The organism is Amycolatopsis sp. WAC 04182 (assembly GCF_003947465.1).
Taxonomy (GTDB): domain Bacteria; phylum Actinomycetota; class Actinomycetes; order Mycobacteriales; family Pseudonocardiaceae; genus Amycolatopsis.
In genome coordinates this window covers 347141-366975 of the sequence record NZ_QHJJ01000003.1, presented here as the reverse complement: position 1 = coordinate 366975, position 19835 = coordinate 347141, and the positions used below count along the sequence as shown (strand labels likewise).

Sequence of the window (19835 nt, the reverse complement as noted above, 5' to 3'; positions counted from 1 at the left end):
CGCTGGTCAGGATCACGGTGAGGAATGGGGGACACAGCGGGCTCCGATCGTTCCTGGCGAGGCTAACGTATCCCCCGTCGAACCGGATCGACGTCTCCCTCCGCAACTCGCCTTGCGTTCGACGTGCACAAACGCAGCCCATCCGGCGTGGCCGCCGCGGCGCGAAGTCTGGTCCGCCCGTCCTCGACGACTTCGGCATGCGGGAGCTGACCGCCACCCAGGCCGACGACCTCTACGAGCTGATTAGCGAACGCGCCACCGCCGGCCGCTCGCTGATCCTGACCTCCAACCGGTCACCCGTCGACTGGTACCCCCTGTTCCCCAACCCCGTTGTCGCCGAGTCCCTGCTCGACCGGCTCATCAACACCAGCCACCAGGTGTTCATGAACGGCCCCAGCTACCGGCCCAACAAGCGCCCCAAGCAGGGTGCCCAACCAGCAAAGGAGGCCGCAGGGTAGAACCCCATCAACCGAACCACACCGCAGGACGCGCAGCGAAGGAGACCGGCATGCCCGAGGCGGACCTCGCGCAGATCAGCGCGGCCGGGCCGGCGGCTGGGCTTCCCCGGCCGCGGCTGGACGGCATGCCCGTGCCCTGGATCACCCGGGTAGATCCCGACGGCCCGGTCTGGGCGCGCATCGATCCCACCAGGCTGCTGCGCTGCCAAGACGAGTGGCTCTGCCAAGTCTGCGGACAGCAACTTCCGCGCCGGGCCTGGGTGGTCCTGGAGGCAGGCAGAGTCGTCGTCAGCGACGCGGCGATGCACGCCGCATGCGTGGTCATGGCCTTCCGCTGGTGCCCCCACCTCATCAACCCCACGCACGAACTCGAAGCAGTGCAAGTCGAGTTCACCGCGGTGCACGCGGACGACGAACGCCTGGACACGATCGTCGAGTACGGCGATGAAATCCGGAGCTGGACCATTCCCACTCCCTGATCAACCGAAGTCAGCTCCCCCGCACGGCGACCAAGGAGGCAACCTGGAATAACATCACGAAGGACCCCACCAGCTGCGGAATTCCGTGAGCACAGCCCTGGGGAATTACGTGAGCGTCCACATGCGCCTACCTCGGCATCGCGTTCACACCGGACTACCTCGCCGAATTCGAAGCCCGCCGCGGGACCGTCACCGTACTCTTCGACCAGCACCTCGACGACATGCGGCTTCTGCGCGAAGGCCTGCCGGAGACCGCGTTCGCCAACACCGGCGTCCCACAGCGCACGTGAGAGCGGTGCTGGGCCAAACATGACTGACGTGACGTGCTGACCGACCGTTGCGTTGTGTCCGCATTCCCCACGTAGCCCCGCTGCCGGTACACTTCACTGGCATACGCTTCACGTAGCAGCCCCGCTCATCTCGGGCTGAGGATCGCAACGACACACCCTGGCGCACCCTCGTGCGCCCATCGTCGTGCCATGCCTCACGAGAGCGGAGAATTACCGTGTCCACATTGGACGACCTCTACCAGCAGACCCTGGCCACCGTCCCGGACGGCGTGTGCCGAATGCTCGTCGCCTACAGCCGCGCTCACCTCACACGTATCGAGCCGGTCGCGCATCTGCTCGACCAGGACCGGGTCGTGGTGACACACCACGATGACGGTGGAGTGACGCTCGTGTGGGATGAGTACAACGGCCGCGTCGCGGCGGAGCTGGTCAGGCTCACGATGGACATGGTCTTCACAGGACCAGATCTGCTGCGCGACCCGCCTGAGCAGTTCTACGCGCACCCGGACGGGTGGTGCCCGGCGTGTGCGGAAGCCGTGCTCGAGGGCCCGCCCGTGTGGGGCATCTGGCTCTCCCAGGACTGGCACCGCAGCCACGTGCGCGCTGAACTGCAGGACGGCCAGCCACGGTCCGTGGCCCGGTTCGCCAACCGCGCGGTCGCCGAACAGATGATGCGCTCGCACCTGGCCGCGCTGCACCGCGACCGGCAGCGACGGCGGTCAGCCCTGCCGGTGGAAATCCTCGTGCTGGACCGCGACCCGCGGCGGGCGCCCCGGTTCCGGCCGGACGTCGTCGGTGAGTCCTCCCAGCTGTGGCTCTGGCACGAGGACCCCACCGCCTCCCCCGCGGCGGCCCGGCGTCACGGCGGCTGGCCAGATGAGGTCTGGCTGTTCGAGCACGCCGCCGAGGCCGTCGACCCGATCGTGGTCGTGCCGGGCACCGAGTTCGCAGCACGCGCCCGCACGGAAGACAAAGACACGGAAACGACGTGGACGTGCGCGACGTGACGCTCGACGCACCGGCGAGCAGGTCACCAGGCTCGACGGCTGCACCATCGTCTGGCACCGCGAGAAGGACACCGACGTTGAGGGATATCTCAAGTCGATTTTCGATCCCCGCTCCTCCGAGCCCGCGCGTCGGGTACACGCCGACGCCACCCAGGAACGCCTCGACGGTGCGCCGCAAGGACTGACGGTATACGGGACCAACCAGTTCAACCGGCCAGGTTTCGCCGACGCCGCGGAGATGACCCCGCAGTACTCCTACCTGCTCGACGGCATCAAGCAGTCTCGCGGCATCACCGTCGGCGGCTGACCCCAAGTACATCAGGTCGCCGGATGAGGCGGTCGCACTCGCGGCACGTCGGTGCGCCGCAGATCGCCGGTGCCTGTCGGCCCTCGAGCGCTGGCCGACTACGCCCTCGCCCGTACTGGGGTCATCCCCGCCCAAAAGCGGACCACCTCGCCGCCGCCGGATACTGCCCACGCGAATGAGCATGCCGACTGCCCACGGAACCGCGCCGACTCGCCCTCGACACCCCGAACACCAGGACCACGGCCGGGGATGCAGGCGCCGTTCACCGACCCGCTCGTGGAAAGTCGGCCTGTGGGGCGCTGTAAGGGACAGACACAGCGAATCCACGGCCGACTCCCCCAACATTCCCGCGACGATAGATCGCCGACTAGCTTCACCGACAGCAACAATATTTCCGCATTACCGCCGAGGCTTAAAAAGCACGGGAGATAAGTCTGATCTGATCAAATATTAATAGCTGGACTAACTAATATCTCGGACGGAGACTATGACTCAGAGTCTGTAATCTTGCTGGCCAGCAAGACTTCCTGCATTTCGCGCCAGCGACACGCCGGTCGCCGCAGCCACTTACCGAATCCCCGAATTCGACACGTACCCGCCGACGCCACAGCCGCGGGCCTTCGCTACTCTCTACAGGCATCGGCGTGAGCCGATTGGGTCGTGAGGATTCCAGTTCCAGCGCGGCTGACTCCGGGGGAGACAGCCGCAAGGTCCGTCTTCCAGTCAAGGTCAGGCCGGAGCCGGAAGGAACACGATGGATCACGACTCAGAAGATGAGGACGAGGCGCGCCGCGCGAGCAATCAGCGGCGTGACCCCACCAGGTGGCAGAAGCTCGCCTGGTGGGGCCCCGTCGTCATCTTGGCAACTCAGCTAGTGGGATTCAGTGAGACCATGATCCGATTTATCCAGCTGATGAGCCTCTGAGGTCGGGTGGTCAGTCGTGTCAGCGGCTGACCACCTGACAAGTTCACCCGAACGGGTTTCCTGTTTTGCTGTTTTGACGCCCAGCAACGCCGATGCTAGCCCATACGGACATGGTCTACCAACCACGCCCCTTTGTTACCGCGCTGAGACCTTTGGTGCTTTCCCGTGCCACCGGCCGTCTCGGCCGTCCCAACTCGAGAGCCTCCGGCGACAACCCCACGGCCCGAGCCGGCCTCGGCGTATCGGTGCCTACGCCAGCACCGCTACCTCGGCCCGGGACATTACGACCGTGCTCATTGTCGGCGATCCTCAGACACGTCGTCCGTGATCCGCTCCACCTCGACGGACCGGCGGGTCGTCACTCGAGCTCCCTTGCCGCAGCTGACCGCTGGCGAGACGATGGTCGCGGCTCGCCGCCGACGGCGTGGCTTTGAGTTGCGAGACTTGCGCAAGGGAGGACGCGTGGGCGGACCGTTCAGGGGATCTGAGTACAGCCTCTGAGGCGGAACTGCTGGCTGGGTATGCCTCGATTCTGCAGGAGCTGCGTCACCGAGGCGTGGTGGCGAACCCGGAACGCGCCCCTTGGCGGACTACGCCGAACACCGAGCCCAACGGGTCTACGGGGGCGAGTTGGCTCAGAACTCCGTCAAGTCCTACGACCTGCTCGCCGCTGACGGGTTCCAGATTCAGGTGAAGGCCCGAACCGTGGGCGCGGACACCCGCACAAGCGCGGAGTTCTCGGCCTTCCGGCCCTTCGCTTTCGACGTCGCAGTCCTGATCACCCCCGACAGCGACACCTACGCGCTGCTCCAGGCGCGTGAGGTACCAGCCGCTGACCTCAAGGCGGCCGGCAGACACTCCGACCACGTCAACGGACGCCTGATCCCGCTCTCGACCGGACTCCGGCTCGGCGTGGACGTGCCGGACAAGTTCCACGCCGCGCTTTCGACCTGATCGCAGAAGCGTCATCCCACGGTTCGGGCCGCCCACGACATGCTCCTCGTCAGATCTTCCGGACCCATGCCCGTACCGGAGTGACCGGGTCGATGCCGAGATACTCGATGCGGGCGTGATCGTGCTGGCGGTCCTTGGCCGCGTTCGGGTGGCGCAGCCGAAGTTCGAGGGCCGGCGGGTTGTTGAGGTAGACCGCGCGGGGACAGCCGTCGAGGTGCGGACAGACGTCAATCTCCAAGTTGCAGCTCCAGCACAGAAGGCCGCGACAGAGGCCGGTGAAGTGATCATGGTCGGCCACGACGCCGATGGTCCGTTGGCAAGCGTGACACAGCGGCCCGCCGCGATCGATCAGCCGCCGCCGGATCCAGGATAGTCGATCATCACTACAGTAGGCGGCCACACGCTCCGGCCACCGACGAAGGCGCACCAGTGTGATGGCGCGACGGTACGCGGGCCAATCGGGTCGCCGATTAGGCCCACCGCCCACGACGCCCGCTGTTCAGCGAGCGGGCGACGCTGCTGGTTCTCGGGCGCGGTTTGCGGGGCGAACGTGCGGTAGGTGGTTGCCGTGTCCGAACAGCTGCCCTCGGATTCGGAGTACGTTTTTGCCCCGGTCTCAGGGCGGGCGTGCCATGACGCGGTCGTCGGCGGCGTCATGATCGATAACTTCATCACCGCGGTGAATACCCAGGCCGAGATCTCCGGGATGACCCCGATCCCGGCCGGCACTGTCCGGTCGCACATGTTCAGCAGGACCATGTCGATGCTTACCGAGCAGTTTGCTGGTTCCGAGATCGCGCTGGGAATCCAGCTCAAGCACGTCGCCGGGGCGCAGCCCGGGACGTCGTTGACGGCCAACAGGTCGGCGTTGACGGGCACGAGGCCACCCATGGACCCAGCGGCCGCGTTCCTCGACGGCTCATCACAGTAACCGCGGCGGGGCCAAAAAGGCAAAGTGAGAAATTTGCAAATCTGGCGGATAGATCGGCAACGAGTGCGCAGTCATATTGATCGGGGCCGGTCAACTCGTGGGATCTGCGCACCCTGCTTGTAGCCCATGATAGCCCTGCTTGACAGCTAACAGCAGAGCGTCGCGTCGAGTATTGGCGGCCTCACGGCGTAGACCTAGGTGGAGGTAGACGTCGGCTAGTCCGACGAGAAGTTCGCATTCATTAAAGCGCATGCCAATGCGACGGGCTAGCTGCAGGGACTGACGGTATTGCTGGAGAGCCCGATGTAAATCCCCAGCGGATTGACTAGCCATCGCCAGTGCCGCGCGGCCAGCGATTTCGGCGGATGGGTCGGCGATCTCGATGGCGAGGTTCACTGCGGCTTCGGCAGTGATGAGAGCCCGCGCAGGTTCTCCTGCCTTGGCTTGGATTGAGCCAAGTAACGCAAGGGAATGCGCCTCGCTCCAGCAGTCGCGGATATGCGCAGACTCTTCCAGGGCCGCCTCGACTGCAGATAAGGCGATATCATCACTAGCAACTCTGTTGAATACACGTGCAAGTAAATATAAGGATTCGGCGCTACTCTGGACGGTGGCTACTTGCCGATGAATTGTGACTGCTTCAGCAAGTTGACCGCGGTACTCGTGTAAGATGGCCAGGTTACGCAGATTTACTTGGTTAGGCGCAGGGTCGAGCGGAGCAGCCTCCGCTAGTACTGCAGCAGCATTATTTAGATCCCCCGTGACAATGTACACGGCAGCGAGGTTTTCCAGCGCAGCGATCTCACGGCGCCAGTTCCCTAAGGTGTGGGCGAGGCGTCGAGCCATACGAAAATGTGTAGCCGCCAGCTCATATCGGCATTGCTGGAAGTAGGCTCCCGCAAGCGTGTTATGGGCGGCCGCTCGAGCGTCAGGTTGGTTAGCGTCTTCGGCAGCGTGGAGCGCAAGGTGTGTGAGTGTCAGCCATTCGTCCGTCCGGTTGAAGCAGAAGTGCCCCCGTAGGGCGTCGACAAGCATCCAGGTCATCGGTTTTGGCCCGCTGCTGTAAGCGTGACGGACAGCGGCGATGAGATTAGGTGTCTCCGTGTCGAGCCACGTACGCGCTGCCGTGTCACTCTTGAACATGCTTTTCTCTGATCGGTCGCGTGGGAGGCGTAGGACGAGCGAATAGAGGCGGTCGGCCGCGGCGTCGGCGCGTGCGAGGTAGAAGCGGAACAGCGCGGCGATGCCGGTATCGCGGACCTCGCTGGTGTCATCGATGTCGGCGCGTTCACTCGCGTAGACACGTAGCAGGTCATGCAGAGCGTACCGGACCGATGCTCGTTCCTGGATAAGATGCGCAGCAGCAAGCCGATCGAGCTGGCGCTCGGTGAACGACACGCGTTTTCCGATCAATGCTGCGACTGACTCCGCGGTGAAGTCCGGACCGGGTATCAAGCTGAGCATACGGAAGGTGTATTGAGTGGCGACATCGAGTGCCTGATAGGACAGGTCGTAGGCGGCGCGGACCGCGCTCGTGCCGGCGCCGTCGAGAGTCAGGCTGTCAAGGACACCGTGCTCGAGCAGACCGGCGAGGTGGTCAGCGACCCGTCGGTCGGCTCGATAAGCGAGTTGGGCTCCGGTGATCCTCAGTGCGAGCGGAAGGCGAGCGCAGGCATTCGCGAGAGCACGGACGGCCTCCGGTTCTGCCTGAACTCGCTCGGCGCCTATTGTCTTAGACAACACCGTGACTGCGTCACGCATGGACAGGACGTCAAGCGTGATGCGCTCGGCGCCTTCCACAGCAGCAAGCTCATCCAGTCGGTGGCGGCTGATGATCAATGCCGCACATGTAGTGCCCGTGGGAAGCAACGGACGGATCTGAGATACGTCGGTCACATTGTCGAGAACGCAGATGACCTTCTTGGAGGCCAGCACCGACCGGTACAATGCCGTGGCCTCAGCAAACTCATGGGGGATGCGCTGCTGTGGAATGCCCAGGGCCCGCAGGAACCGCGCCAGAATCAATGGCAGCTCGTGTTCGCTCCCCAGGTCCGCGTAGATCTGGCCGTCGGGAAAGCGATCCCGTCTAAGCTGGCTCCAGTGGGTGACCAGTGACGTCTTGCCGACCCCGGCGGCGCCGACAACTGCGACGAGGCGCGGCCCGTCACCCAGGCGCAGAACCTGATCGAGCTGACGCAGCTCGGCAACCCGGCCGCAGAATCCGGTAGCGAGCCGCGGTAGCTGGGCTGGGATCAGACTGATGTCTGGAACAGCTGCGTTGTCCTGCCGCAGAACCGCAAGGTGGGCGCGTCGTAGCTCGGGACCGGGCTCGGCGCCCAGATCGGTTGCCAGCCGTTCGCGCACGGTGTCGTACGCAGCGAGCGCCGCCGCCTGCTGTCCGCCACCGACGAGCGCATTCATCAGCAGAGCCCACAGCCGTTCATGCAGTGGATATTGGGCCACCAACCGGCGTAACTCGCCCACCACCACGGAATGTGCACCCTGGCGCAGACGTGCACGAGTCAAGTTCTCAACCGCTGCCAATCGTGCCTCAACCAGCCGCTGAACCTCGGCGACAACCGTAGTCGTCGGGGCGACGTTCGCTAGCGGTTCCCCTCGCCAAAGCGCCAGTGCCTGCCCGAGCAGCGCAACACCGTGAGCGTCGTCGCCAGCTAGCAACGCTTGCTGTCCCGCGTCGGACAGCCCGAGGAAGCGATCGACATCTACCTCATCAGGCTGTGCATCGATGAGGTATCCGCCCGAGCGCGCCAGGATGCGTTGTTCACCGTCAGCGATGCTCGACAGTTGACGACGCAACTGCGAAACGTACGTGCGCAGGTTCGCTTCGGCAGATGACGGCGGCATCTCACCCCACACCATCTCGACCAGCCGGTACGGCGCGACAACTGTTCCGCGGGAGAGCAGGAGCGTCGCCAGTACCGACCGCTGCCGCTGAGAACTCAACTTTAGGCAGGCCGACCCTGACCGCACTTCTACCGGCCCCAAGAGATTGAACTCCACAGCGTCCCCTCGTGTTGCGTCTGCTCCTGCAGGTCAATATTCGCGCTCTATGCCGATTCTGTACAGCGCATACTTCATGGTTATCTCCAAACCAGCCGTCGACGGCACGAAAGGATCACCAATGAGAATTCGGGGCGCGGGTCGCAGGTTCCTCACGATCGACACGGCGGTGCTGACATAGGCGACCTGCACACCTGCGCACATCGAAGCGATCCTTGGAGGTCGCACCGATCGTCCGGACGTTTAGTCCGGCGTTCAGTCCTCGGCGCCGGACAACCGCTTCCGATTAGAAGAACTGTCGGGCATCTCGTCATTCATGGGGACGAGACGTCAGACCTAGCAGATCATCAACTGTCAATACCACGAAAGGTGAAACGTTCATGCGTTGGTTCACAGGATTCTGCACTGCACTCGGACTCGCCACAGCGGCCGCCGTCGCCCCGGCAACTACGGCACAAGCCGCCCCGGCGCCGCAGGAAGGCGGAGTGTCGATCACCGCCTACTCGGACTGCCCGTCCGGCTGGTTCTGCGCGTGGGAGCACGCCGACGGTCAGGGCCGGATCGTGCGCTTCCAGGTCGGCTCCGCCGACCTGCGGGGTCAGAACTTCAACGACCAGATCTCGTCCGTCTGGAACCGCACCAGCAGGATCTGGTGCACCTACACCGACATCAACTACGGCGGCTTGGGCTGGCGTGTCGCTGTCAACTGGCGTGGGAACACCGGTCCGTACAACCGCAATGACAACATCAGCTCTCTGCGCGCCTGCTGAGATCGGAGGGCCGACGTGATGTGCTTCCGGAACATCCTTAGCGTCGCGGTTGCAATCACGCCTCTGGGCGCGGTCCCACCGGCCGCCACGGCCCACCCCGCCACAGTGTCGGTCGGCTCGTATGCCAATTGCCCAGCCGGACGGCTCTGCGCCTGGGACGGGCCAGGCGAAACCGGCAAGGAACTCCGAACCCAGGTCAGCATCCCCGACCTCGGTGCGGTCGGTATGGACAATCAGATCTCGTCGCTCTGGAACCGCACCGGCGTCGAGTGGTGTGCCTACCTCGAACCGCACTACGTCGGGGCCGCGTCCCGGATAGGAAACTGGAGGGGCTCGCTCACAGGAAGTTCGAACAACGCAATCAGCTCGCTACGCAGGGGCTGCTAGCTGAACACACAGCGGCACTGCTGGTTTCTGTGTGCGGTAGTCACTCGGAACCCAGCAGTGCCGCCTCGCGGCCCGCCGACGTACGCCCTCGGTTCTTCGGCAGGCAGCAAGCACAGCAACCCGGTCGCGACCGCTGGCGACACCGGTCGGCTTCTTCCCTGCGCTGCCGACCTGTTCAGGTAGCTCCCGGCTCCCTTGCCCGTCGACGTAGCGTTTTCCGCGTCCGCTCTGCGACCGGGCTGTTCTCGCATCACGCCACAGCGAACATCAGCGCGGCCGCGACCGCGTCCACTACGAAGTAGCGCCAGACCGGACAGGACTAGGTGGATCAGCGCCGTGACGAGTGGTCGGAGGTGGCGCACCGGCTGATAGGGACCGCCGAACACCTCGGGTGATCCCGCCTCGTTCCGAGGGGGAGCGAGCCACCGCCGGCCAGGCCGGCGCCGTTTTATGACAGAAAGGACATCCACGTCATGCGTTGGTTCACAGGATTCTGCGCGGCCCTCGGACTCGTCACGGTGGCTGCGGTCGCCCCGGCAGCCTCGGCGCAGGCCGCCTCGGCTTCTCAGGGCGGCGGTGTGTCGATAGCCGCCTACTCGGACTGCCCTCCAGGCTGGTTCTGCGTGTGGGAGCACGTCAACGAGCAGGGGCGGATGGCGCGCTTCCAGGTCGGCTCGACCGAGCTCCGGGCAGTGGGTATCAACGACCAGATCTCCTCCGTCTATAACCGAACCAACCGGACCTGGTGCGCCTACACCGACATCAACTACAACGGACAAGTCTGGCGTGTACCCCCCGGCTGGCGAGGTAACGTTCCCAGCGACATCAACGACCGGATCAGCTCGGTACGTCCATGCTGAAAACAAGCTTGGCGCAAGCCTGCTTGCGTCCAGCCTGGCCACGCGCCAAGTCAAGGCGGCACAGACAATCTGAGCGATGCCGTCGCACCCCGCACGTGACCAACCCAGACCGCGGAAGTACTGCGGGCAGCGGTCTTCGACGCCTGCGCTCACGAGTAGCAGATCGCCGCGATGGTGTGGCGTCATCGTGACGACCGATGGCGCCATCCGTCAGCACTATCCGGGCAGCCCGCGACCTGCGCGGATCCGCCGCGCTGCACCGCAGGCCATTGTCGGCCACTCTCCCGGCGGACACGCCGCATAGCGCGGCCGACACCAGAGTCACAGGTATGCCTGGAAATCGGCTCCCGTGCACGGAAAGGCTGTGTTGCCCCATGGCGCGCGTGATCACCTTGACGCGGCCCAGCGACAACGCTTGGGGCCACGCCATGTTGTGAGGATTGCCGTCATCCGGTGAGCAGTGCCATCGACCCACGCTTGTTACGCGGCATGGTAAATGCCGATGAAGTTCGGTGATTGTGAGCTGGTTCGTCGGCGAGGTGCCTGCGTTCGTCGGCATGGTGCCGGATCGGCGGCAGGCAGGACCCGTCTGCCGGGCCGGGAATCGCGGTTGGTCGGGTCTCCGGGGCTACTGCGGGCAGCATGCAGCACGGGACGGTGCGGCTGGCTCAGCCCGTCGGGGCACGCGCCAGGAGCCGGCCGCGGGTCAGCACCGTGATCGCTGTCCAGGGTGGCCCGACGGCATGGCCGAAGCGCCGCCGAGCGGCTGCCGCTGCGGCGACGAGCACGTCCAGAGCGGCCAGCGGATCCGCCCGGTCGACGGTCGGCAGGGCATCGCGGTCGAACGCAACGACGGCCTGGACGCCGAGTTGCCACAGCTCGACCGCGGTGGCTCGTGCGCAGCGAACCCGGCCGCGCACTGTGGCGACTGGCGTGTTCAGAGCCTCGGCGATCCGGCGGTGCGACTGGCCTCCTGCAGCGCGGGTCAGGGCGGTCCCGATCACGCGGGCGGTGGCGCTGCGGCGGGCCAGCAACGCCGCGTTCAGCAGCACATGGGTGGCGCCGCTGCTAGTGCAGCTGGCCCGGTCCGGCCGCACCCTCAGCCGGGCTCCGTCCAGGTCGCGCACAGTCCCACTCACCTGCTGTTCTGAGCTCACCATCAGACGTCAACGTCCGCCGAGATGTGCATGGTGTTCGGGCGTCGATACCGCCCCGGTCCGGATCACCCGAACGCACTGTTGCTCGAGCGGCTGCGGGCACCTGAAAGATCAGGTGAGGCGTGACCTTCGGGGCCCGCTTCGCTTCCTACCGCACCCCTGGCGGATTTCACAAGCAATCACGGTGTTAACGCCCACCGAAGAGCAGTGGGCGTGCGATCGCTCGCCGCCTTCACCCCGCCTGCCGACACTTTGCCTCGTTCGGTCCTGTGCCGTGGACGACGTCGCGGCTGACACTGGAGGTCCAGCAGCATTCGAGGGAGGTTGATCCGGATGGCGAACCGCGACGGCTGACAGGCCGCTACACGAAAAGGGGGCTGCGCGGTGGATGTTCGCCGCGCAGCGCCTTCGTGCAAAGTGTGCAGAACCTACATCTGCCTAATACACCTACTAGAGGTTCCCCGAGACCCGGCTCGCGGTTTTCGCTGGTCAACGCTCTGCTCCGCCGAGGTGGCGGTCCGGAAGTACAGGTTCGAGCCGTGGGAGAACGGTGAACTGCCCATCTGGCAGACGTGCGAGGTCAGCAACGCGCGCTCGCGCGTTCCGCGTCGCCCGGCGGGAGACTTTCCAGCCGGTGGCGTGCCGACAACGTCAGCTGGAGAATGCTATGCACGACTTCGTGGAGGCACTGCCCGAGATCATCACCGCGCGGGGCGCCGCCATCGCGACGATCATCGCCGCCGCGCGCGGCAGGTCGAGCCGGAAAGACATCGACGACCTGTAGCACTTCCTCCACCGGCCGGGGCGGACTGGCTCAGGCGGGCTTACGCCAGTAGAAGTGGTGGCGAATTCGCTCTGGCTGCTCGAGGACCGCGTTGGCGCTCACCAGCTCCCAGCCCTGGGCCGCCATCTCGTTCATGTGCTCGCTGGGCGGCGAGTAAATATTGATGGTGCTGTAGTGGTAGATCCAGCGCTCGGTCATGGCTCTCTTATAGCGGACGCTGCTGCACCGTCCCGGCGCGCACGAACACCCTCGTCGACGCCAGGGCACCGGTGCCAGCGGATGTGGCAGCTGAGCTGCGGCGCTGGCCCGGTGGTCTGAACGGCCACGCCGACGAACTCGACCTGACCAGAGTTGATCTCTCCTACGCCGGTCTACGGGACGCCCAGCTGGGTCCGGTGCGGTTTCTTCAGGCACGGCTGGTCGGAGTTCGGCTGGACAACGCCCATCTGCAAGGAGCTCTGCTACGAGAAGCGGATCTCGACAGCGCGTCCTTGGTCGGCGCTGACCTCGCGGGCGCGGAGCTGAACCGGGCTCGCCTGGACAAGGCAGATCTGACCGGCGCGACATTGGCCAAGGCCGGGTTACGCGCCGCGAAGATGCACTCGGCGATTCTCGCCGGCGCGGACTTGACCGGTGCCGACCTGGAGAACGCGGACCTGGAGAACGCGGATTTCACCGGCGCGACCCTCACCGACGCCCGGTTCGGAGGAGCCCGGCTCCAAGATGCCAAGGGTCTGCACAACGGCTTCGTCCCCAGTGAACCGGGGGTCGATGCCACAACGTCACCGCTGAGTAGGTCGTCTGTCCGCGGTGTCCGGTCAACGTCGGCGCGGGGCCACACACACGACGGCCGGTTCACGATCTTGGCATGCTGTCTCAGGACCGACGCCGTCTGCGGGCGACGTCCGTGCCGGTGCCGATCGACTCGACGTGGCGCCGTTCATCGGCCCGGACCCACCGTCAATGTGCCCCAGTCCGGCAGAGTCGCGTCGGCGATGAGGTCACCTTCACCGAGGACGGCGTCAGTGGCACGATGCGCTCAGCGCAGCCAAGGTGACCTGGGGTGACGAGCATTCCTCGTTCGCGGGCCGACGGCACTGAGCACAGACGACGACTATCGCGTTCTCCGACGAAGTCACCGGTCACGCGGCGTGGTGATGGCAGCCCGGCGACGATGTCCTGCTGGTCGCCGGGCACGCCTACCTCTATTCAGCAGCGGTACTTCACATGCCACTCCGAGCCAAGCGGCAGGTTGCTGACCTTCACCCACCGTGGCCCCTTGTACTTCAACAAGCCCTGTTTGGCGGTGCAGCCTCGGGCGACCCAGTACCCGTCGGCGTCCCTGACGTGGGAGTCGCGTGAGCTCTTGCCGGGCGCCAATGTTGTCCAGCTGCTGGAGTCGTGCCGATCACCCCACGCCTTGGTGATCCGCAATCCATGATTGGAGCTCGGCAAGTTGCGGATCACGCCGCAGAGCCAGGGATACGGATTGCATTCCTTCCTGATGCCCACGTCCGGCTGGCTTGGCGCCGGGTTCGCCGCCGCGGCATTCGCGGACGTCGGCACGGCGAATAGGGTGGCCGAAGCCACCAGCCCGACCGCGAGTTTTCGCATCACCTTCATGGTGGTCTCCCCTCGATCTCAGTGCTTGCCCGAATGGGCCATCCCAGTCTGAGCATCGACTTCCACGAGCGAAAGCGGCTGGGGAAACGTTGAGACGGCGGGACGTAAACCTGTGCATCACCTGCGGAAATGTCTGTCCCGTGGGACGTCCCATGTGGAACAGTGCGCCGGGGACGGCACGCCAGTGACGATCGGTGCCGGAGACGTGCAATCCCACGCACAGCGCGGGCGCCGGCGATACGTCCGGGGCTTCCCCGCCCGACACCACGACCGCGCGCCTATGTCTCTTCGCTCCATCCGAGAGCCATTCGGGTGACCTGTCGTCGCAGTGCGCCGGCACGGCAGGTGTTGTCAGGCGTGCTCGCTCCGCCTCGGCCCGCAACACCGTGGTCTGTAGTTCCGGCGGGACCATTTTTGCCGACACACCGGGTACGGCCTGGCGCACGATCGCCACCTGCAGCAGCTACCTCCGTGGCCTCATAGGCTGAAACAACGGATCACCCGGGAATCCTGAACGAGGCTCCAGAAACGGTCGGTCCGAGTCGGTAGCGTGGCCGTTCGTGACCTCTCGCGCCGTGACTATGCCGGCTGGCTTGATCCGCAGTTCTGGTCCCGCCTGGACTGCCCGTCCGCTCCGACCACGGATGCTGACCGAGCAGGCCAGCACCAGATGCACCGTTGACGGACTCACAGCGTCCGACTGCCCCGGCCGATGACCAGCGGCTACTGGGATCGCTACGCCTCGCACGCGGTCAATACCGGGGCTGACCTGGCATCCGCTGAACCGTTCGGATGGACCCAATATCCGTCCCACGGCCCGGGACCGGAGTTGCTCGGCCAACCGCGCACGGCTCTCGAGCTCGGGTGCGGTGACGGTGACGCCGTCGCGGCACTGGCCATGCGCGGCGTCGACGCGACCGGGGTCGATCTGTCCGGCGTGCAGTACGAGCAGGCGTGCCGACGGTGGGGTCATATCGCGGGCGCCCGTTTCGTACACGCTGATGTGCTGGAGTTCCTGTCCGGATCGGAGCAGACGTGGGACGTGGTCTACTCGGTCTGGGGCGCGATCTGGTTTCTCGACCCCGCGGTAGTGCTGCCTCTCGTTAGGGAATGCCTGGCGCCCGGCGGGAAGCTGGTGTTCTCCCACGCGCCCCCGGTGCCTGGAGCTTACGGAATCCAGGGAACGTACGGGGCACCGTTCAGGGCCGAGCCGCAGTGGCTGTACCGGTGGTCCTACGAGCCCGAGACGTGGGCGGAGATGTTGCACGGCAACGGCTTCAGGAGTATTCACGCACGCGTCGAGTCCGCGCCGGATATCGGGAAACTGGGAACCCTGATAGTCGAAGCACAACGGCCGACCGTGGGCTGGAGCGTACGGGATGAGTGACGGTGGCGAGGGCGATGCATTGGAGATTCTGCGTCGGGACCTGCTGCACCGGGCCGAGACCGACCAGGCGGCACGCAAGGAGCTCGACTCCAGCCATCCGACGCGGCTGCAGTGGCAGCGGGTGCGTGAGGTCGATGTGCGCAACACGGCGTTCCTGGCCTCGGTGATCGAACGTGTCGGCTGGCCTGGCGCGGGGTTGGTGGGCTCCGCGGCCGCGCGCGCGGCGTGGCTGATCGCCCAGCACGCGCCCGCGGAGCAGCGGGCGCGGTGGCTTCCGCTGCTCGCCGCGGCCGTCGACCCGGACGATGATGTCGCGGTACGCGACCACGCCTACCTCGCCGACCGAGTCGCCACGGACACACGGCGACCGCAGCGCTGGGGCACCCAATCCCTGTGCTTCCCCGGCAAAGGATGCCGCCTGTACCCGCTCGAGGACCCGGCCAGCTTGAACACACGGCGCCAGCTGATCGGGCTTGCGCGCCTCAGCGAAGCCGACATCGCCGCGGCGTATCCCAGCTACGCCAGCATCGACGCCGCGCGCGGTGTATCAAGCGCGTCGTCACCGGCTCCCTCGTCGCGCGAGGACCGCACCGACGACCCGGCTGGGTAGGGGCAGGTAGGCCAGACGGGTCAGTGTGTGCGTGCCACGCCGGCCAGGCCGCGCGACCGCGCGGGGTTCTTGCCGGTATCCGCGGTGTCAGGGTGCCATTGCGGCAGCCACACCAGACCGGGCTCGACCAGCTCCAAGTCTCCGAAAAACTCGGCGATCTGCTCACGTGAACGCATGATCGCCGTGTGATTGGTCCGGCGCCCGTACTCCTGCGCCACCTTCTTGCCCGCGTTCTGCGTCTCGAAGTCCTCCGGCGCGACATGAATATGCGACACCGCCAGGAAACTGCCCGGCGGCAGCATCGTGCGGTGAAACCCGAGCGCGGCGTGCGGATTCTGCTCGTCGGGCATGAAATGCAACAGGGCGACCAGAAGCAGCCCGATCGGCTGCGTCCGGTCGATCAGCCCCGTGTCGAGCACGCGATCCCACAGCAGACGCCGGTCGAAGAAATCGGCGTCCAGCGCGGCGTGCCGGTTCGGGTCCGCGGTCTGCTCGAGCAGGATCTGCGCGTGCGCCTGGGCGATCGGTTCGTTGTCGATGTAGACCACCCGGCACTCACCCGGCGCCACCTCGTCGGCGACCTCATGCACGTTCCCTTGGGTCGGCAGTCCGGAGCCGATGTCCACGAACTGCCGAATGCCTTGCCCGACCATGAACCGCACAGCCCGGCCGAGGAACGCCCGGTTCGCGCGGGCGAAGTCACGGATCTCCGGCAGCACCGCGAGCTGCTTCTCCGCGAAAGCCTGATCAACGGCATAGTTGTGCGTCCCGCCGAGCAGATAGTCATACACCCGCCCCACCGAGACCTTGTCCACCGACGCGGCCACACGGGCGGCATCATCCATGCTCATCGTGTCCCCCAAGAGCCTTCTCGCGGAAGATGCATCCAGTAGCGGCACAGTACCCGATCAGGCGCAGGGCCCGATGTCCGAATCGTGCTGTGAGGACAGGTCACGTGCGCGTGGGGCCGTCCGCGCCGATCTAGCTCAGTTCGGCCGCGAACTCCGCAGCCACCTGATTAACCGGCCCCGACCTGCAAAGTCTCGCACCGGCAACTGGTTTGCGGTCGAAGCGCACGTTACAGATACCGCGTCTGGTCCGCGCTAGAACTCGCCAACGACTCCTCGGAGGTTCGGTCAACGCCAAGGTGTTGTCCAGGTACGACCGGCAGACCGGAGTGTGATCGCGCCGAGCGGCCGGTGTCCACACCAGACACCCAGCGTCCTACGTCACGGCCGCGGCCCTCGATGGGAGTCGAGTCGCCCATCGAGGGCCGCTGGCCGACGAGCTGCGCTACTTCTTCTTGTGATACGCCTCGACGACCTCGGACGGGATCCGCCCGCGATCCGACACCGAGAACCCGTTCTTGCGGGCCCAGGCACGGATGGCTTGGTTCTGCTCACGATCGGCCGCCGTCGGCGCCTTGGACACCGGCGACAAAGCAGCAACCACCGCAGCAGCCGGGGCCGCCCTGCGTTTACGTCCCCCGGCCCGGCGACCGTGTTCGACGTACTGATCCAGGACGTCTCGAAGGCTCTCCGCGTTGTCCGCGGACAAATCGATCTGGTACGTCACGCCGTCGAGACCGAACTCGACGGTCTCTTCCGCATCGGTGCCATCAAGGTCGTCGACTAGACTGACCGAAACTTGCTGCGCCATTGCCTGTCCCTCCAGAATGTGAATCGAAGGACAGAAAAGTACGCTCGAAGCAACGCCGGGAACCCGACACCTCGCGAAACAAAATCGTCAGCAACACGCTCGGGCCGGCATCTCTGTGCGTTCAGCGCGGCAGCTATGGAGGGCTGCCGCCGCGACCATCGGTGCGCACGATTTGTTCCATGTCACCAGTACAGCTCACCCCGGCTTCGACACCACGCGTTTCAGGCAGGTGCCGTCACGTCGTTGGCTGATTGTCGTTGCAGGATCGCGAGTATTTCCAGGCCCTGGATCCGGGAATCCTCGGATACCTCGCGTGCATCGGCGAGCTCGTTCCAGGTGAACCACAGCACCTCGGACTCGGCAGTGTCGGAATAATCGCTGTCGGGTGCGGCGACGAACACGTGGTCGCGATGGATGTGAGGCTCGTTCGTGTGATTATCCGGCCCGGCTGGCACATCAGCGATCCACCATGGTGCCCCGTTCAGCTTGTGAGGAAACCGGGCGGGTAGCGGTAGCGGCATCAGCGTGCACCGCACCCCCGCCTCTTCGAGTACCTCGCGTACCGCCGTTTCGGCGATGGACTCTCCATACTCTTGATGTCCGCCGGTCGGGAGCGTGATGTGCAGGCGGCGGTGCCAGATCAGCCCGATCAACCACTGGTCCTCCTGGCGTTGCACCAGAAATGTCGAGGCTGTGCGCTCGGTGACCGTCACGGACAACGTCCCCTCTCGGCTGGATCGTTCGCTCCAGCCTGCCACACCCCCGTTGAGCAGGACTGGTCTGCGCCGAGGTGCGGCGCAGCCCGGGACGTGCGCATCAGCCGTTCCGCAACAGCCGTCCGGATATCGTCCACAGTGGACGAGCTTGCGTCAACTGCCCGGCATCGATCGAGTGGCGTCATACTGGAATCTGCGGCTGTGGAAGAATCCGCGCCCGACGCCGGGACCCATGTCGGGTCACGGTCGAGGCCTCCGACAGATTGAGAAACAGCGGGTTGACGATGGATGAGCACACCTCGGCGCACGCCAGCACCCAGCCGCGTGAACATGCTGCGCAGCGGCCGTTCCGGTTGCTGGTCACGGGAGGCGGGACGGGCGGGCATACCTACCCGGCGCTCACGGCCGTTCGCACGGTGCAGGCGCGGCTGGCCGATCAGGGCTGGACCGTGGAGGTCCTGTGGGTGGGGAACGCGGCCGGTTTGGAGGCTCGCGTCACTGCGGACCAGGGAATCCCGTTCCAGGCGGTCGCCACGGGCAAGATCCGCCGCGCGCGCAGCCCGCTGAAGATGCTGTCCCGGGCCAATGTGACCGATATGGCCCGGGTTCCGCTCGGGGTGCTGCAGGCGCGGTCGGCCGTCGCCCGTTTCCGTCCCGATGTCGTGCTGGCGACCGGTGGCTACGTCGCCGTGCCCGTGGGCGTGGCCGCACGGCTGTGTGGCCGGCCGTTGGTCATTCACGAGCAGACACTGCGGCTGGGCCTGGCGAACCGGGTGCTGGCACGCTTCGCGGTCCGGGTCGCGGTGTCGTCGGAATCGACCCTGCCATTGCTGTCCCCCGCGATGCGCAGGCGCGCCGTCGCCACCGGAAATCCCGTGCGCTCCGAGGTTTTCACCGGGGAGGCGGACCGAGCGGTGCGCGCGCTCGGCCTTCACGGTTTCGATCGCGCGCTGCCGACGGTGTACGTCACCGGTGGCGCGCAGGGCGCGACCCAGATCAACGACCTGGTCACCGCAATCCTTCCGTGGCTGCTCGAGCACGCCAACGTGGTCCACCAGTGCGGGCCCACCGCAGTGGAGACGCAGCAGGACCGCGCCGCCGCGTTACCTACCGACCTCGCCGGCCGCTACCTGCCAGTCGGTTTCGTCGGTACTGAGCTGCCTGATCTGTTCGCGCTGGCCGATGTCGTGATTTCCCGTAGCGGGGCAGGGACCATCGCGGAACTGACCGCGCTGGGCAAGGCATCCGTGCTCATCCCCCTGGCATCCTCGGCCGGTGGCGAGCAGGCCCACAACGCGCGGCACCTCGCCGAACAGGGAGCCGCGGCCGCGCTGCTCGGCACCGAGGTCACCTCGGCGGACCTGCGGGACGCGGTGGCGCCACTGCTGACCGACTCGCATCAGCGCCGCGCTATGGCTGCACGGGCACGCGAGCTGGGGCGGCCGGACGCCGCCGACCGGCTCGTCGATGTCGTCCTGGACGCCGCGGGCGACCGTCGGTGATCATGGCC

20 protein-coding genes are annotated in these 19835 nt (G+C 65.9%); 12 read left to right on the top strand and 8 right to left on the bottom strand.

Translation table 11 applies throughout. The features are described 5' to 3' along the window. The first annotated feature begins 17 nt into the window (after positions 1-17). The 4 genes from DMH01_RS43615 to DMH01_RS43310 all read left to right on the top strand — a co-directional run bounded on the left by DMH01_RS43615 (position 18) and on the right by DMH01_RS43310 (position 4420). Positions 18-458: an ATP-binding protein gene (locus DMH01_RS43615; protein WP_305016644.1), complete on the top strand. Its 441-nt coding sequence runs from the start codon at positions 18-20 to the stop codon at positions 456-458. A gap of 50 nt (positions 459-508) precedes the next feature. Further along, positions 509-937, top strand: a complete 429-nt coding sequence (locus DMH01_RS15435; protein ID WP_125677326.1) for a hypothetical protein — start codon at positions 509-511, stop codon at positions 935-937. Positions 938-1442: 505 nt separating this feature from the next. Further along, complete coding sequence (locus DMH01_RS15430; RefSeq protein ID WP_125677324.1) at positions 1443-2234, top strand: hypothetical protein; 792 nt, start codon at positions 1443-1445, stop codon at positions 2232-2234. 1862 nt (positions 2235-4096) lie between these two features. Then, entirely contained in the window at positions 4097-4420 is a 324-nt protein-coding gene (locus tag DMH01_RS43310; RefSeq protein ID WP_233621533.1) for a hypothetical protein, read from the top strand. 49 nt (positions 4421-4469) lie between these two features. Here the strand turns inward: DMH01_RS43310 and DMH01_RS15420 are convergent, their stop codons facing one another. After that, positions 4470-4820, bottom strand: coding sequence for an endonuclease domain-containing protein (locus DMH01_RS15420; protein ID WP_158633231.1), 351 nt, complete (start codon positions 4818-4820; stop codon positions 4470-4472). A 168-nt stretch (positions 4821-4988) separates the two neighbouring features. Between DMH01_RS15420 and DMH01_RS15415 the strand changes: the two genes are divergently transcribed. Then, positions 4989-5351, top strand: a complete 363-nt coding sequence (locus DMH01_RS15415) for a hypothetical protein (RefSeq protein WP_125677321.1) — start codon at positions 4989-4991, stop codon at positions 5349-5351. Between the two features lie 90 nt (positions 5352-5441). On the opposite strand, the gene DMH01_RS15410 is transcribed toward DMH01_RS15415, so the two are convergent. Then, positions 5442-8372 carry an AfsR/SARP family transcriptional regulator gene (locus DMH01_RS15410; RefSeq protein ID WP_125677319.1) on the bottom strand — a complete coding sequence of 977 codons (2931 nt, stop codon included), beginning with the start codon at positions 8370-8372 and terminating at the stop codon, positions 5442-5444. Positions 8373-8752: 380 nt separating this feature from the next. On the opposite strand from DMH01_RS15410, the gene DMH01_RS15405 reads away from it, so the two are divergent. From DMH01_RS15405 to DMH01_RS15395, 3 genes are all read left to right on the top strand, one after another. Next, positions 8753-9142 (top strand): peptidase inhibitor family I36 protein, encoded by a 390-nt coding sequence (locus DMH01_RS15405; RefSeq protein ID WP_125677317.1) that lies wholly within the window; start codon positions 8753-8755, stop codon positions 9140-9142. An 18-nt stretch (positions 9143-9160) separates the two neighbouring features. Beyond that, the gene (locus DMH01_RS43720; protein WP_370323373.1) at positions 9161-9529 is read left to right on the top strand and encodes a peptidase inhibitor family I36 protein; all 369 of its coding nucleotides are present in this window, start codon (positions 9161-9163) and stop codon (positions 9527-9529) included. A 473-nt stretch (positions 9530-10002) separates the two neighbouring features. Next, on the top strand, positions 10003-10389 hold the full coding sequence (locus tag DMH01_RS15395; protein ID WP_125677313.1) for a peptidase inhibitor family I36 protein: 387 nt from the start codon (positions 10003-10005) through the stop codon (positions 10387-10389). A gap of 668 nt (positions 10390-11057) precedes the next feature. Here DMH01_RS15395 and DMH01_RS15390 read toward each other — a convergent pair. Both DMH01_RS15390 and DMH01_RS42715 read right to left on the bottom strand, forming a co-directional pair. Further along, on the bottom strand, positions 11058-11528 hold the full coding sequence (locus tag DMH01_RS15390; protein ID WP_125677311.1) for a helix-turn-helix domain-containing protein: 471 nt from the start codon (positions 11526-11528) through the stop codon (positions 11058-11060). 832 nt (positions 11529-12360) lie between these two features. Then, complete coding sequence (locus DMH01_RS42715; RefSeq protein ID WP_158633229.1) at positions 12361-12528, bottom strand: hypothetical protein; 168 nt, start codon at positions 12526-12528, stop codon at positions 12361-12363. A gap of 71 nt (positions 12529-12599) precedes the next feature. Here DMH01_RS42715 and DMH01_RS15385 point away from each other — a divergent pair, with 71 nt between their 5' ends. Then, positions 12600-13397, top strand: a complete 798-nt coding sequence (locus tag DMH01_RS15385) for a pentapeptide repeat-containing protein (protein ID WP_125677309.1) — start codon at positions 12600-12602, stop codon at positions 13395-13397. A gap of 142 nt (positions 13398-13539) precedes the next feature. Here the strand turns inward: DMH01_RS15385 and DMH01_RS15380 are convergent, their stop codons facing one another. Next, positions 13540-13953 (bottom strand): hypothetical protein, encoded by a 414-nt coding sequence (locus DMH01_RS15380; protein WP_125677307.1) that lies wholly within the window; start codon positions 13951-13953, stop codon positions 13540-13542. 712 nt (positions 13954-14665) lie between these two features. Here DMH01_RS15380 and DMH01_RS15375 point away from each other — a divergent pair. Further along, entirely contained in the window at positions 14666-15340 is a 675-nt protein-coding gene (locus DMH01_RS15375) for a bifunctional 2-polyprenyl-6-hydroxyphenol methylase/3-demethylubiquinol 3-O-methyltransferase UbiG (protein ID WP_125677305.1), read from the top strand. A gap of 19 nt (positions 15341-15359) precedes the next feature. Continuing rightward, a complete protein-coding gene (locus DMH01_RS15370; protein WP_125677303.1) occupies positions 15360-15950 on the top strand; it encodes a DUF6624 domain-containing protein in 591 nt (196 codons plus the stop codon). Positions 15951-15970: 20 nt separating this feature from the next. Here DMH01_RS15370 and DMH01_RS15365 read toward each other — a convergent pair whose 3' ends face one another. From DMH01_RS15365 to DMH01_RS15355, 3 genes are all read right to left on the bottom strand, one after another. After that, positions 15971-16795, bottom strand: coding sequence for an SAM-dependent methyltransferase (locus tag DMH01_RS15365; protein WP_125678769.1), 825 nt, complete (start codon positions 16793-16795; stop codon positions 15971-15973). A gap of 448 nt (positions 16796-17243) precedes the next feature. Next, the gene (locus DMH01_RS15360) at positions 17244-17609 is read right to left on the bottom strand and encodes an Lsr2 family protein (protein ID WP_125677301.1); all 366 of its coding nucleotides are present in this window, start codon (positions 17607-17609) and stop codon (positions 17244-17246) included. 221 nt (positions 17610-17830) lie between these two features. Next, positions 17831-18322: an NUDIX domain-containing protein gene (locus tag DMH01_RS15355; RefSeq protein WP_125677300.1), complete on the bottom strand. Its 492-nt coding sequence runs from the start codon at positions 18320-18322 to the stop codon at positions 17831-17833. 287 nt (positions 18323-18609) lie between these two features. Here DMH01_RS15355 and DMH01_RS15350 point away from each other — a divergent pair, with 287 nt between their 5' ends. Next, positions 18610-19827, top strand: coding sequence for a glycosyltransferase (locus DMH01_RS15350; RefSeq protein WP_125678768.1), 1218 nt, complete (start codon positions 18610-18612; stop codon positions 19825-19827). Positions 19828-19835: the final 8 nt, after the last annotated feature.